This window comes from Paraburkholderia sp. SIMBA_054 (assembly GCF_046534875.1).
In the GTDB taxonomy this organism is placed as follows: domain Bacteria; phylum Pseudomonadota; class Gammaproteobacteria; order Burkholderiales; family Burkholderiaceae; genus Paraburkholderia; species Paraburkholderia hospita.
In genome coordinates, this window is the sequence record NZ_JAWRXV010000020.1 from 150,642 (window position 1) to 165,170 (window position 14,529).

Sequence of the window (14,529 nt, forward strand, 5' to 3'; positions counted from 1 at the left end):
AACAAACGGAGTATGGAAATGACGAAGCAGCTTCCACTCGATGGCGTTTGCGTTGTCGAGATAGGCCACAGTCTCGCTGCACCTTATGCTGGCATGGTATTGCGGGCACTAGGCGCGGAAGTCATCAAGATTGAAAGTGCGGAAGGCGGGGACTATGCGAGAGACTGGGGTCCTCCTTTCATCGATGGTGCTGCGGCACTTTTTCACGCGGTGAACCACGGAAAATCGAGCATCGCAATGTCGCTGTCGGACCCCCAGCAGGCGGACCTGTTGAGGGACCTCATCGCGCGACGCGCAGATGTTGTGTTGCAGAACCTGAAAGCAGGCGGTACGGAGAAGTATGGGCTTGGCGCCGGGCAGATGTTGAAAGCCAAGCCCTCGCTGGTGTACTGCAATCTCGGCGCCTTCGGGACGGTCGGGCCGCTGCGCGACAAGCCTGGATACGACCCGCTCGCCCAGGCGTTCAGCGGCCTGATGAGCTTCATGGGTCAACCCGATGAGGCATTGAGCCGGATTCCCATCTCGGTGAACGACATGGGCACGGGTCTGTGGGCAGCGATCGGCGTGCTATCCGCGCTGTTCCGCCGGCAAACCACGGGCGTCGGTGAAGTCGTTTCTGTGTCGCTTTACGAAACCGCGCTCTCGTGGGGCGGGATGCAGATTGCCGACTACCTTGCGTGTGGAGCGCTTCCGGGACGGTGGGGTTCCGGCACGGCAGCCATCGTGCCGCACCAGGCGTTTGAGTGCGCCGATTCGACTATTATGGTCGCAGCAGGTAACGACCGGCTCTTCCGTCGGCTCTGCGAGGTTCTGTCAGTCAACGAGTTGGCGGACGACAGCCGCTTTGCAGCCAATGGAGCGCGAGTCAGCAATCGGGTGGAGCTGATTGCGCTTCTGCAGCACGAGTTCGGCAAGAACACGGCTGCACATTGGCTTGAGCGCCTCGACAAGGTGGGGATTCCCTGCGGACCGATTCAGACTGTCGACCAGGTTGTCGTCCATGAGCAGACGAAAGCGTTGGATATCCTGCAGAAGACTGAGGACGGCGCCGCGACGTTTGTGGGGCTTCCCGTCTCGTTTGGCGGAAAGCGGCCTGCCGATACCGGGTCCACACCGAAGCTCGGTGAGCATAACCATCTGCTCACTGACGCACTTCAAGAGACCTCCTGAGTTCGCATGGCGGCCGGTTGTCCTGTCTCGCGGATTGCGCTCCGCCGAACAAAAGACAAGACGCCGACCATGAGTGCAACGCCGCGCATCCCGGACAAAACATCGCGTCGAGCACGATATACCGGATAGGCTACGGGAATCGATACGTGAGCGACTACAGCGAGGTTCCATCCGGGCGACGACGACGACCTGGTCGCCACCCGGATCATTCGAAGGCTGACCGCGCGACTACGAAGTAATGGTCTGGTAACTGATTTCGCGTCTCGCTGCAGTCAACGTACGAATCGGCTCGCCTTTAATCCAGGCGCGAATGTTTTCAACGGATTCGCCATAGTAGAACTCATACGAACCCTCGGTGACATAGCCGAGGTGTGCCGTCGCAATGACGTTGTCCATCGTCCGGAACGGGTGGGTGACCGGGAGCGGTTCGATATCAAATACGTCCAGCGCGGCGCCAGCAATCTGTTTGCGCGATAGAGCCGCAATCAATGCGTTCTCGTCCACGATCGGCCCACGTGCTGTGTTCACAAGTAACGCATGTGGCTGCATCAGAGAGAGTTCACGAGCGCCGATCAGACCTCTCGTACGTTCGGACAGGCGAACGTGGATTGACAGGATGTCGCTGGACGCAAGCAATTCGTCTTTTGATACGTACTGAGCACCATGCATGGCAGCGGATTCTGCTGTCATGTTCTGGCTCCAGGCGATTGTCTTCATGCCAAAGGCCTGTGCGACGCGTGCTGTCACGCTGCCGGAGTAGCCTAAACCAAGCAGACCGATGGTCTTGCCGCTCAGGTCTCTGCCGACGGAGACTTGCCATCCACCATTTCTGAACGAATTGACCTCGGCGGGGATATGACGCGCGGCCGCGAGAATGAGTGCCCACGTGTGTTCAGCCGCTGCCGTCAGCGACGATGCCGTCCCGCAGACAGTGATACCCAGTTCGTCCGCGGCTTCAATGTCAATGGCAGCGTTCCACGGGCCCGTGCTTGCAAGCATTTTGAGGTTCTTGAGCCTCGACAGGACGCTCCTCGGGAACCAGGTTCGTTCCCGCATCACGCACAGGACGTCATAGGGTTGGAGCCGTTCGACCAGGGCATCCTCATTGTCGATATGGTCAGTGAAGATGGTGATTTCGGCATGCTTGCGCAGGCTGTCCCAGTTTCCGAACTTCATCGAGGTGTTCTGGAAGTCGTCGAGGATGGCGATTTTGTGCATGAGTTTCTTTACTGGTTGATGCCGGATGGGCGTATCGACCGCACACCCGGCGGGTCGTTCAAAGAAGAAGTTAGCTGCTGCTGATTACCGTTTCGATGGAACCTCGCTGGCGTTCACGCTGGTTGGGTCGCTTTCGGCTTGAATCCTACGAACATGACGATGATTCCGAGAAAGAGGACGGCGGTCATCACGTAAAGGCCACTATTGAGCGACCCGGTCATTGTCTTCAACCATCCGATGATGAAAGGGCTGCAGAATCCACTGAGCAGACCGATGCAGTTCACGAACGCAATGCTTCCAGCTGCAGCAGGCGAGCCGTGGAGATAGCCGGAAGCCATTGACCAGATCAGCACGTTTATCGAGAAGATGCCGACACACGCGACGGTCAGCAAAGCGATTGTCACCACAGCTGAGCTCATCGACTGCGACACAAGAAGAAGCGCTATCGCACCGATGACGCCGGCAATGGTCGCATGCCAGCGCCGCTCAAGCGTGCGGTCCGAGTTTCGGCTAATTGCGACCATCCCTATGGCGCCAATACCGTAGGGAATGGCCGACAGCCATCCAAGTTGCGCGAGGTTCGATATGCCCGAACTCTTCATGACGGTAGGAAGCCAGAACGTGACCGAATAGGTTCCGCAAACGAAGGCGAAGTCGATGAACGCAAGCATGTAGACCTTGGGGTCCGCGAGCGCTTGCGCGAGCGTTCCGTGCCCGTTCTGGTTGTTCTTGCGTTTGCGTTCCGTTTCGGCTCGAAACCCTTCCCGCAGTGTGTTCTTTTCTGCGTCAGTCAGCCATTTCGCTTTGTCGATGTTGTCATCCAGGACGAACAGCGTAAGGATGCCAAGTGCGACGGCAGGCAGCGCCTCCACGATGTAGAGCCACTGCCACCCAGCCATGTTGGCGACGTTTGCAAGCGCTGTCATCGCCCATCCGGAGATGGGGCCGCCGACCAGGCCGGCAACGGGAAAGCCGACCATGAAGCATGAAATGATGACGCCGCGCCTGTTCTCAGGGAACCAGGAGCTGAGATAGAAAATCACGCCGGGAAAGAAGCCAGCCTCGAATACGCCGAGCAGTAATCGGACGAGGTAGAACTCGGTCACGTTGGAGACAAACGCCGTTAAGGTCCCGACGATTCCCCAGCAAATCATGATTCGAGCGATGGTCTTCTTCGCTCCCATGCGCTTCAGAAGCAGGGCGCTTGGCACCTCGAGCAGACAGTACGAGAGGAAAAAGATGCCCGCGCCCAGGCCGTACACAGCATCGCTGAAACCAAGGGCGTCCTGCATTTGCAACTTCGCAAATCCGACGTTGATGCGGTCGAGAAAGGCGACGACATAGCAAACGAAGAGCAGCGGCACGATGCGAAGCGCGACGCGCAGGTAAAGCCTGCGCTCCTCCGCGCTCACGGCCGCGACGGACGGCGGTTCGTCCGATGATGTCGGAGTCGGTTCAAGAAAGGTCTGGCTCAATTGCTGTCTCCTGATTGTCCCGATTCGTCTGGCAATTGAGGCCAACGTCCGAGAACGCTTAATGGAAGTGTGGGTGAAACTTGAAATGAATTCTTGAAATGAATTCGCGACGGATACAACTCACGTCTCAATCGCACTCCTGTTGCAAAAGGTCGTCTTCGCGGTTGCGCGCTGGCGGCCTGGTCAGCAAATGGTTGTGTTCACCAAGGCCGGGTGTATTGCCGGGCAAGGGCGGGCGTTGGCCGTCGAAGGAGACAGGCAGCGCGACGGTCCTCGTTCGTCCATCGGGCGTCTCGCGAAGGATGTCGAGTGACACCGTCTGTTCGTCCATGACCACGCGGTCGACCGTCTGCAAGGGGCCGCAGGGAATCGATTCCGCTTCAAGACCCTCAAGCCAATCGCTAGCGGTCTTCTGCTTGAACCTGACTTCGAGAAGTGCAATCAAGGCCTTTCGGTTCAAGACACGGTCACCATTGGTCGCAAACCGTGGGTCGTCAGCCAGTGAGGGCAGGTCCATCACATTGCAGAGGCGGCGATAAAGCGTGTCGTTACCTGCGGCGACAAGGATTTCGCCATCTGAGCAGTCGAATACCTGATAGGGCACGATGTTTGGGCTACCCGACCCTATGCGGGCGGGTTCTGGGCCGCCGGCAAGGCAATCCGAAAGGGGCACCGTCATCCAGGCCAGGGCGGTCTCGTAGAGCGACACGTCGATGACCTGGCCGCGCTCACGGTCTCCACGGTCGTTGCCCCGCAGCGCGGCGAGGACGCCAATGACGGCCCACATGCCTGTGCCCATGTCATTGATCGAGACGGGAACGCGGCTGGGCGCGTCGTCGGCATGCCCCACGATGCTCATCATCCCGCTGTAGGCCTGTACCAACGGGTCGTAGCCGGGCTTGCTTCGCAAAGGGCCTGTGGCGCCAAAGGCTCCGAGATTGCAATAGACGAGCGACGGGCACAGTTCCGTCAGATCCTTTGCCCCGAGGCCGTAACGGTCGAGATTGCCGGGCTTCAGGTTCTGCAGGACCACATCGGCATTAGCGACGATGAACTCTCGAATGAGTTTGGTGCAGACCGGGTCGCTGAAATCGGCGCTGATGCTTTCCTTGCCGTGGTTCATTGCATGAAAGAGCGCGGAGGCTCCGTCGATGAAGGGCGGCCCCCATCCGCGGGCGTAGTCCCCCTGGGCTGCGTTCTCAATCTTCACGACGCGGGCGCCGAGGTGCGCGAAGATGATGCCCGCGTACGGTGCCGCAAGGCTGTGTCCAATCTCCACGACGCAAATGCCGTCCAGCGGGAGCGGTCGCCTCATTTGTCCCTCAGCCATGGCGCATCCCCTTGCCAGGATTGGCTGTGCTCCGCAATTCGTCCGTTCGCACGGTGTGCGGGTATCTTCCTCCAGTAGCGCTTCTGAGGCGGGTCACGGTATCTCGCAGATGTAATTGATGAAACGTTTCCAAAATTTAACGTATGACTAGAAGCTCTCTCGTCTACGTGGTTTGGTGCTTGATGAAACGTTTCCAATGATAGATCGAAGGGCGTCTTTGTCAAGGCGGTAGTTCCCTGGCGGATGTACCGTCGCTTTTTAGGGATGTTCCGCGGAGGACCTTCCACCGGCGGAAAGCAAGTCTCGAAGGGGAACCCGTTCACCTTGCTTGACAAAGTAGGCGCAGCAGGGAAAATTGGGAACGTTTCCACTGCGTCGTCGAATGGAAGGCAGCGCGAGTGCGACGTCCTCGTCGCCCAGCCAGGAGGCGAGGCCAGATTTGAACGCGGGGTCGATGCGGGGCGTCGGCTCTCCCGGGTGTTCCGTTTTCGCAGCCGTAGCGCTCGCAAGAGCTGGGCTCACCGAGGGCGGTACGCAGCAGTTTTGCTTACGGCCTGACGCAGGCTTTGCCGACAGAATGAGTATCGAATCCAAAGGCAATATGACACGCCGAACTTCGGCCGCAGCTGACGTCGCATCACCTGACGATGAACGCAAGCCGTCAATCCGGGACGTCGCGCAACTGGCGGACGTCAGTCTGGGCACGGTCTCGCGGGTAATCAACGCGCATCCCAACGTGCGCGAGGACACACGCAAGCGCGTGAAGGCTGCCATCGTCGAACTGGGTTATGTGCCGAATATGGTGGCCCAGAGCATGCGCAGCAACAGGTCGATGACGTTCGCATGCGTAATGCGCGACTTCACCGTCCCTGTGCTCAGCTTGTTCGTCGACTCGATGCAAAAGGAGATTGAAGGTTTCGGCTTCTCGCTGATGGTCGCATCCAGCTACCACGACCTCAAGCGCGAACGAGAACTGCTGCTTGGCTTCCAGCAGCGACGGATAGACGGGCTGGTAATCGCCACGTCGTCGGAGGAGGACCCAGCGCTTCTGACGATGCTGCGGGAAGCACAATTTCCAATCGTGTTGCTGGACCGTGAGTTGCCTGCCGAGCTTGATTCCGTCTCCGTGAATCACGCCGCAGGTGTGCGGCAAGCGGTGCTTCACCTCGCCGACCTGGGACATCGCCGCATTGCAATCATTTCTGGTGAACCGGGAGTGCATCCGACGCAAAGCCGGTTGAAGGGTTTCGCCGATGCATTCAAAGAGCGTGGCCTGACGCTGGAGCCAGAGCTGATCCGGCACGCGACGTTCGCGCGGGACGCCGGCTACACCGAAACGAGGCATTTGTTGGAGCTCGACAAACCACCTACGGCTATCGTTGCCGGCGGAACGTCATTGCTTCCTGGCGTAATGCAAGCAACGCGGGAACGTGGACTCGTGATACCGCAAGACTTATCGGTTGTCGCCGGAGCGGACAGTGACGTCGCGCTTCTCGCGACGCCTGCGTTCACTGTGGTTCGATGGAACCATGACCAACTGGGGAAGGCGGCAGGGCGATTCCTGATGGAGCGTTTGGACAACCCGAAACTGCCCCGAAGGAGATTGACGGTGGACGCTGAACTGGTGATGCGAGGTTCGTGCGCGTCACCGCGTCGGACGGTGACCCTGAGGGGTTGAAGCTATCGCTGGCCGACTCTGCCCCGGTCCAATCCCAGACAACTAGCCAGGCATTCGCCAGCGCCTTTCCAGTGAGCCTGATCGACATCGATCTCGCAAGAATTTGAGCAGTACTGCTCTATCGGCATGCGGTTGAAGCGAGTCAGACATTTCCCAGGCGAGCGCCGATTTGCAACGCCATCTTCGCTATAGCAAGGCGAATCTGCTTCTCTCGCTTCTGGTCGATGCGACCGATGGGGATGCTCGTGCTGACGGCAAGTCTTTTCCCATAGGCTGTCTGCCCGACATAGGCAGCAAAACAGGCCAGTCCAGCGGCAGATTCCTCGAACTCGCTCGCCTGGCCATTTTCCCGGACAACTGCGAGCTCACGTAGCAGGACAGCGCGTCGCGTGATTGTCCTTGGCGTCACTGCGGTGAGCTTTTCCGGGAGCAGTTCGATCAACTCTGCCTCAGAAAGCGTTGCAAGCAGCGCTTTCCCCAACGCTGAGCAATGTGCCGGCAGCCGGGAGCCAAGGTCCGATACGAGTCGCACCGGTCGTCGCGAATCTTCTCGGGCGATGTAGACAACGTCAGTTCCGTCGAGCGTCGCCAACTGCACCACTTCGTCATGTGCGGCCACGAAGGACGCTGCCAACGCACGGAACACAGACTGATAGCCGTCGTGCCGCACATACGCGTTCCCCAACTCGAAAAGCTTCACGCCGATGAGGTAGCCGTCGCCGTGTTTTTCAACCCAATGCTGCCGCTGCAGTGAGTCCAGCAGCAGATAGAGCGTACTGCGCGACAGGCCGGTTGCCTCGCGCAACGCCGACACGCGCACGGGCTCCCGCGCCCCAGACAGAACGTCGAGGATGTCTTGTGCTCGCTTCAGAGCCGGTACCTCGTAGACCTTTTCCATAGCAACCAGATTCGCGGGGAATTTGAAGAAGGATTGTCCAACCAGTTGGACATATTTTCAACATAATGGACACCCCCTCGCCGCAACAATAGGATTTGCGCTTCCATCTCCTTGATAGGCGATCAGCGTAAATGGCTATTTCCCCGGCACATTCATACCTTCCTGCAGATTCAGAGCGAGCGGTACTCATTGGTCGCGTATGGCGGCCAGCGCCGCACAACGGCCCGTCAGTCGTAGTCGTTCGAAACGATGAGGTCTTCGACATCACAGAAGCCGTTGTCACGACGGCAGACCTGTTCGACCGCGCGGACGCACTGGAAATTGCTCGTAACGCGCCGGGTGAGTCACTCGGGGGCGTGGACGCACTGATAGCCAGGAGTCTCGACCCCAATGCGACCGGACTCAGGTTGCTCGCGCCTTGCGACGTTCAAGCCATCAAGGCTTGCGGCGTGACGTTTGCGGTTAGCCTGCTCGAGCGCGTGATTGAGGAGCAGGCGGGCGGTGATGCAAGCAAAGCATTGGAAATCCGGGAGACGATTAACACACTGATTGGTGCGGACCTCTCCAGGATTAAACCGGGCTCGGAAAGCGCGCAGAAATTGAAGGCTGAAATGGAGCGACGGGGCGCCTGGTCGCAGTACATGGAGGTCGGCATCGGCCCAGACGCGGAGGTGTTTTCGAAGTCGCAGCCAATGTCGGCAGTGGGGCTTGGCGCGAATATCGGCCTCTACAAAACGTCAGTCTGGAATAACCCGGAACCGGAGATTGTGCTTGCAGTGAACAGCGCCGGTCACATCGTAGGTGCGACGCTCGGAAACGACGTCAATCTGAGAGATATCGAAGGTCGCAGTGCATTGCTGCTCGGGAAGGCGAAGGACAACAACGCTTCGTGCTCCATTGGCCCGTTCGTTCGCCTCTTTGACGAGCATTTCACGCTTGATTCCGTCCGGAAGGAAAGTGTGTCGCTGAAGATTGACGGCATCGACGACGGTTTCGTGCTCGAAGGCGTCAGTCATATGAGCGAGATTAGCCGCGACCCGGTCGACCTGGTGAACCAGACCTATGGTCCGCACCATCAATATCCCGATGGCTTCATGCTTTTCCTCGGCACAATGTTTTCGCCAATCAAGGACCGGGACGCGAAAAGTGCGGGGTTCACCCATCACCTTGGTGACGTCGTGACTATCTCGGCGCCCTCGCTGGGCGCGTTGGTCAACATCGTGCGGCGCTCCGACGAGATCACTCCCTGGACGTTCGGCGTACGTGCCCTGTACGGCAATCTGGCGGCGCGTGGTCTGCTGAACAGAAATGCATCGGGGGCTTGACCGATCGTGCGTGCAGACTGCCTGACGTCGCCCGGAATCGTCATCTCCTTTTGTGCCGTCGACATGCGAGCCTGCGCGTGCTGGGTCAAAATGCCCTTTTGCTATCAGGGGCCGGCGGCGGCCGTCGGTCGCGGCGCCTGACCGCGCTGGATGTCGTGTTTCGGCAGACCATGCATTGCATTAGCCGGTCGTTTCGCTGGCGTCGTCCATACGCGTGACCGACTTGTCTGATGGAGCTTTACGGAGAAACAGATGAGAATTGCGGTAGCAGGCGCAACCGGCCGAATGGGCCGGATGTTGATTGAGGCGGTGTTGGCAGCGGACCATACGACACTCGTCGGCGCATTGAGCAAGGACGGTGGCTACGCTTTGGGTCAGGACGCGGGCGCGTTTATCGGTAAGGCCACGGGAGTTGCAATCACAGCCGATATCGATACCGTACTGTCAGCGTCGGATGTCCTGCTCGATTTCACCCGGCCGTCAGGCACGCTCGCTTATCTCGAGGCAGCGAAGCGGCACGGGGTGAAAATGGTTATCGGAACAACGGGCTTCGACGCTGAGCAATTGCGGTTGATAGAAGAGACAGCCAGGAGCACCGCGATAGTGTTCGCATCCAGTACGAGTGTCAGCCTCAACGTGACGCTTCAGCTTATCGAATTGGCTGCAAAGAACTTCTCCAAAGGCTATGACATTGAAGTTGTCGAAGCGCACCATCGACACAAGGTGGACGCGCCGTCGGGGACCGCACTGACGATTGGAGAGACCATCGCAGATGCACTTGGCCGCAATCTGGCCGATTGTGCAGTGTTCGCGCGTGAAGGGATGACTGGCGCACGGGACTCCTCGACGATTGGGTTTTCCTCAATTCGTGGAGGCGACATCGTTGGAGAGCACACGGTCCTGTTCATCGGGGAAGGGGAGCGAATCGAAATTACCCACAAGACGCTCAACAGGTTGCCCTACGTCAATGGCGCGTTACGAGCCGCGCGCTTCCTGATGAAGCAGGAAAGTGGCCTGTTTGATATGCAGGACGTGTTGCGGCGATGACCGTTCTCAGACGCCGATAGGCCCACTTGGGGGCCGGAGCCGGCAAGGTTCAGCTATTTCGCGTACCAGACGGCATCGAGCCGTAGTCTCCTGTGAGCAAATCCATAGTGGGATGGGCGCAGTACGGAGTTGTTTGCAAAGGGGGCCCTTCAGGCTGCTGGCCGTACTGGTTTGTTTGCGAAGAACCATGTGACATCGCTACCCCCAAGCGCTTCCGATCACACCCTGGTGAAAACACCAATGCCCGCCGTCGGCTATGCCCAAAGCCTTGCGGGACAAGCCTTCCGCCCATACGCACAAGGTCTTCCGCGTCCGTGAACGCTGGAAACGATCGTAACGAAGCTTGTTAGAATCCTCTCAAGCGATGTACGATACATGCAAATAAACCATCAGCCGTTGCGGTGCATTGCACAAACTTGCGGATGTCTATGCCTGAAGCTCCTACCCAGTCCTCGTCGGTTGTCGCGCTGCGGCGCGCGGCCCACGTTCATCCCGCCCGTAATCCGGGTGTGCCTTTCGATCTCGCGTGGCTCGACGGGTTGCGCGTCAACCAGTCGGCCGTAGAACGCCGCACGGCGACGCTCGGCACGCGCCGCACCGTCAAGAAGGATGCGCAGGCCGCATGGCTGTTGAAAGCCGTCACCTGCATCGACCTTACGACGCTCAACGGCGACGACACGAAAGGCCGCGTGCGGCGTCTGTGCGCGAAAGCGAGACAGCCGGTGCGCGCCGACATTCTCGCGGCGCTCGGCGTACCGCCGCACACCATCACGACGGGCGCCGTGTGCGTGTATCACCGCTACGTCGCGGCCGCCGTCGATGCGCTAGCCGGCAGCGGCATTCCCGTTGCGGCCGTCTCGACGGGCTTTCCCGCCGGTCTGATTCCGCATCCGCTGAAGCTGAAGGAAATCGAGGCATCGGTGGCCGACGGCGCGCAGGAAATCGACATCGTCGTCACGCGTGAATATGTGCTGACAGGCAACTGGCAGGCACTCTACGACGAAGTGCGCGAGTTCCGCGCCGCATGCGGCGAAGCGCATCTGAAAGCAATTCTCGCGACGGGCGATATCCAGACGCTGTCGAACGTTGCGCGCGCATCGATGATCTGCATGATGGCGGGCGCCGATTTCATCAAGACGTCGACGGGCAAGGAGGGCGTCAACGCGACGCTCGACGTGTCGCTCGTGATGGCGCGCATGATCCGCGAATACCACGCGCGCACGGGCATCCTGATCGGCTTCAAGCCGGCGGGCGGCGTGTCGAACGCGAAGACGGCGCTGTTGTTTCAGATCCTGATGAAAGAAGAACTGGGCCGCGCGTGGCTCGAGCCCGAACTGTTCCGCTTCGGCGCATCCAGTCTTCTCGCCGATATCGAACGCCAGCTCGAGCATTACGCGACTGGCCGTTATTCCGCCTTCAACCGTCACCCTGTTGCCTGAGCAGATCGATCCCATGAGCGTAGCCGAGTATTTTTCATCGATGGAGTACGGTCCCGCACCCGAGGACGATCAGCCCGCGCGCGCGTGGCTTGCGCAGCATGACGCGACGTTCGGCCATTTCGTCGACGGTGGATGGCGCGCGCCCGCAGCGGGCGAACGTTTCGCATCGCACGAACCCGCGACGGGCGAGCTGCTCGCGCATATCGCGCAAGGCGATGCGGCGGACGTCGATGCTGCCGTCGCCGCCGCGCGCGCCGCGCAGCCGGGCTGGCTGGCGCTGGGCGGCGCGGGACGGGCGCGGCATCTGTATGCGCTGTCGCGGATGGTGCAGCGTCACAGTCGCCTCTTTGCCGTGCTCGAAGCGCTCGACAACGGCAAGCCGATCCGCGAAACGCGCGACATCGATATTCCCCTTGTAGCAAGGCACTTTCTGCATCACGCGGGCTGGGCGCAGCTGCAGGACAGCGAATTCAAGGACTTCGCGCCGCTCGGCGTGATCGGCCAGATCGTGCCGTGGAATTTCCCGCTGCTGATGCTCGCGTGGAAGATCGCGCCTGCCATCGCAACGGGCAACTGCGTCGTGCTGAAGCCGGCCGAATACACGCCGCTCACGGCGCTGCTGTTCGCCGAACTCGCACAGCGCGCGGGCTTGCCGAAGGGCGTGCTGAATGTCGTAACGGGCGATGGGCGCACGGGCGCCGCGCTCGTCGAACATGCTGGCGTCGACAAGATCGCATTCACGGGCTCGACGGAAGTGGGCCGCGTGATCCGCGCGGCGACGGCAGGCACGGGCAAGTCGTTGACGCTGGAATTGGGCGGCAAGTCGCCGTTCATCGTGTTCGACGATGCGGACCTCGACGGCGCGGTGGAAGGCGTGGTCGACGCGATCTGGTTCAACCAGGGCCAGGTGTGTTGCGCGGGCTCGCGTCTGCTCGTGCAGGAAGGCGTCGCTACGCGCTTCATCGACAAGCTCAAGCGCCGCATGGCGACGCTGCGCGTCGGGCCGTCGCTCGACAAGAGCATCGATATCGGCGCGATCGTCGACAAGGTGCAGCTGGAGCGCATCGACTCGCTCGTCGAAGCGGGCCGTCTGGAAGGTTGCGAGATCTATCAGTCGACGCAAACGACGGTGCCCACAGGTGGCTGCTTCTATCCGCCGACGCTCGTCACGGGCGTTGCGCCCGCCTCGACGTTGGCGCAGGAAGAGATCTTCGGCCCCGTGCTCGTGACGATGACGTTCCGCACGCCCGATGAAGCCGTCGCGCTCGCGAACAACACGCGCTATGGACTCGCCGCGAGCATCTGGAGCGAAACGATCGGCCGCGCACTCGACATCGCGCCGCGCCTCGCGTGCGGCGTCGTGTGGGTCAACGCGACGAACCTGTTCGACGCGGCGGTCGGCTTCGGCGGCTATCGCGAGTCGGGCTACGGACGCGAAGGCGGCCGCGAAGGCATCTACGAATACGTGAAGCCGAAGGCATGGCTCGCGCTCGGAGAGCGTCGCCCGGTGCATCGCGTGACCGATGTGTCGCTGCAAGCGCAAGAGACTCAGCCAACCGCCGATGTACTGGCGATCGACCGCACCGCGAAGCTCTTCATCGGCGGCAAGCAGGCGCGGCCGGATAGCGGCTACACGCTGCCTGTTTATGGCGCCGATGGCGCGCTGGTCGGCGAAGTGGGTGAGGGCAACCGCAAGGACATCCGCAATGCCGTCGCGGCGGCACGCGGCGCGCAGAAGTGGTCGCAGGCTACCGCGCACAACCGCGCGCAGGTGCTCTATTACCTCGCTGAGAATCTCGCGGTGCGCGCGCATGAATTCGTGCATCAACTGGTGAAGCGCACGGGCGCGAGCGTTGCCGAAGCGCGCCGCGAAGTGGACGCGTCGGTGACGCGGCTCTTCACGTATGCCGCCTGGGCCGACAAGTTCGACGGCGCGGTGCATGCGCCGCCGCTGCGCGGCGTCGCGCTCGCGATGAACGAGCCGCTCGGCGTGATCGGCATTGCGTGCCCGGATGAAGCACCGCTGCTGTCTTTCATTTCGCTGATCGCGCCCGCGCTGGCGATGGGCAATCGCGTCGTTGCCTTGCCGAGTTCGACGAGTCCGCTTACAGTGACCGACTTCTATCAGATTGTGGAGACGTCGGACGTGCCCGCGGGCGTGCTCAACATCGTGACGGGCGAACGCGGCGCGCTGTTGCCGGCGCTCGCGAAGCATGACGATGTCGATGCGCTGTGGTGCTTCGGCTCTGCGAAAGATTCGGCGCTTGCCGAACGCGAGTCGATCGGCAACCTGAAGCGCACGTTCGTCGATCATGGCCGCGCGTTCGACTGGTTCGACACATCGAGCGAAGGCCCGGCGTTTCTGCGCCATGCAACACAAGTCAAGAACATCTGGATACCGTATGGCGACTGATCGCTTTCTGATCGCCTGACAGGGCATGACAGAACGCTAGCGCGCCAACCGAATAACGGAGGAGACAACGTGCTGAAGAATCTGGACCCGCTGTTGAACGCCGATGTGCTGCACGCGCTGCGCGCGATGGGCCACGGCGACGAAGTGGTGATTTGCGACGCGAACTTTCCGGGCGACTCGGTCGCGCGGGAGTCCGTGACGGGCAAGTTGCTGCGGCTCGATGGCGTCGATGCGCCGCGCGCGATTCGCGCGCTGCTGTCGGTGCTGCCGCTCGATACATTCGTCGACGATCCTGCCTCGCGCATGGAAGTGGTCGGCGAGCCGAACACCATTCCCGCCGTGCAGCGCGAAGCGCAAGCCGAAGTGAACGAGGCCGAAGGGCGCGATGTACCGTTCGTCGGCATCGAGCGCTTTGCGTTCTATGCGCGCGCGAAGAAAGCCTACTGCGTGATCGCCACGGGCGAAACGCGCGGCTACGGCTGCTTCATCTTCAAGAAGGGCGTGCTGCTCGCGCCCAACGTACCAAAGGAATGACG

11 protein-coding genes are annotated in these 14,529 nt (G+C 60.6%); 7 read left to right on the top strand and 4 right to left on the bottom strand.

Annotated elements, in window-relative coordinates; translation table 11 throughout:
* Positions 1–12 precede the first annotated feature (12 nt).
* The gene (locus tag SB822_RS24510; protein ID WP_410855822.1) at positions 13–1,170 is read left to right on the top strand and encodes a CaiB/BaiF CoA transferase family protein; all 1,158 of its coding nucleotides are present in this window, start codon (positions 13–15) and stop codon (positions 1,168–1,170) included.
* Between the two features lie 228 nt (positions 1,171–1,398).
* Here the strand turns inward: SB822_RS24510 and SB822_RS24515 are convergent, their stop codons facing one another.
* From SB822_RS24515 to SB822_RS24525, 3 genes are all read right to left on the bottom strand, one after another.
* The gene (locus SB822_RS24515; RefSeq protein ID WP_410855802.1) at positions 1,399–2,388 is read right to left on the bottom strand and encodes a D-2-hydroxyacid dehydrogenase family protein; all 990 of its coding nucleotides are present in this window, start codon (positions 2,386–2,388) and stop codon (positions 1,399–1,401) included.
* A gap of 113 nt (positions 2,389–2,501) precedes the next feature.
* Complete coding sequence (locus tag SB822_RS24520; protein WP_007585655.1) at positions 2,502–3,863, bottom strand: MFS transporter; 1,362 nt, start codon at positions 3,861–3,863, stop codon at positions 2,502–2,504.
* A gap of 127 nt (positions 3,864–3,990) precedes the next feature.
* Complete coding sequence (locus SB822_RS24525) at positions 3,991–5,193, bottom strand: CaiB/BaiF CoA transferase family protein (RefSeq protein WP_410855803.1); 1,203 nt, start codon at positions 5,191–5,193, stop codon at positions 3,991–3,993.
* Positions 5,194–5,770: 577 nt separating this feature from the next.
* Here SB822_RS24525 and SB822_RS24530 point away from each other — a divergent pair.
* The gene (locus tag SB822_RS24530) at positions 5,771–6,871 is read left to right on the top strand and encodes a LacI family DNA-binding transcriptional regulator (protein WP_410855804.1); all 1,101 of its coding nucleotides are present in this window, start codon (positions 5,771–5,773) and stop codon (positions 6,869–6,871) included.
* Positions 6,872–7,013: 142 nt separating this feature from the next.
* On the opposite strand, the gene SB822_RS24535 is transcribed toward SB822_RS24530, so the two are convergent.
* The gene (locus SB822_RS24535) at positions 7,014–7,769 is read right to left on the bottom strand and encodes an IclR family transcriptional regulator (protein WP_410855805.1); all 756 of its coding nucleotides are present in this window, start codon (positions 7,767–7,769) and stop codon (positions 7,014–7,016) included.
* A gap of 131 nt (positions 7,770–7,900) precedes the next feature.
* Between SB822_RS24535 and SB822_RS24540 the strand changes: the two genes are divergently transcribed.
* From SB822_RS24540 to SB822_RS24560, 5 genes are all read left to right on the top strand, one after another.
* Positions 7,901–9,094: a fumarylacetoacetate hydrolase family protein gene (locus tag SB822_RS24540; protein WP_410855806.1), complete on the top strand. Its 1,194-nt coding sequence runs from the start codon at positions 7,901–7,903 to the stop codon at positions 9,092–9,094.
* Positions 9,095–9,346: 252 nt separating this feature from the next.
* A complete protein-coding gene (gene dapB, locus SB822_RS24545) occupies positions 9,347–10,141 on the top strand; it encodes a 4-hydroxy-tetrahydrodipicolinate reductase (RefSeq protein WP_410855807.1) in 795 nt (264 codons plus the stop codon).
* A 428-nt stretch (positions 10,142–10,569) separates the two neighbouring features.
* Entirely contained in the window at positions 10,570–11,580 is a 1,011-nt protein-coding gene (deoC, locus tag SB822_RS24550; RefSeq protein ID WP_410855808.1) for a deoxyribose-phosphate aldolase, read from the top strand.
* 13 nt (positions 11,581–11,593) lie between these two features.
* On the top strand, positions 11,594–13,993 hold the full coding sequence (locus tag SB822_RS24555; protein WP_410855809.1) for an aldehyde dehydrogenase family protein: 2,400 nt from the start codon (positions 11,594–11,596) through the stop codon (positions 13,991–13,993).
* Positions 13,994–14,062: 69 nt separating this feature from the next.
* On the top strand, positions 14,063–14,527 hold the full coding sequence (locus SB822_RS24560; protein WP_410855810.1) for an RbsD/FucU family protein: 465 nt from the start codon (positions 14,063–14,065) through the stop codon (positions 14,525–14,527).
* Positions 14,528–14,529: the final 2 nt, after the last annotated feature.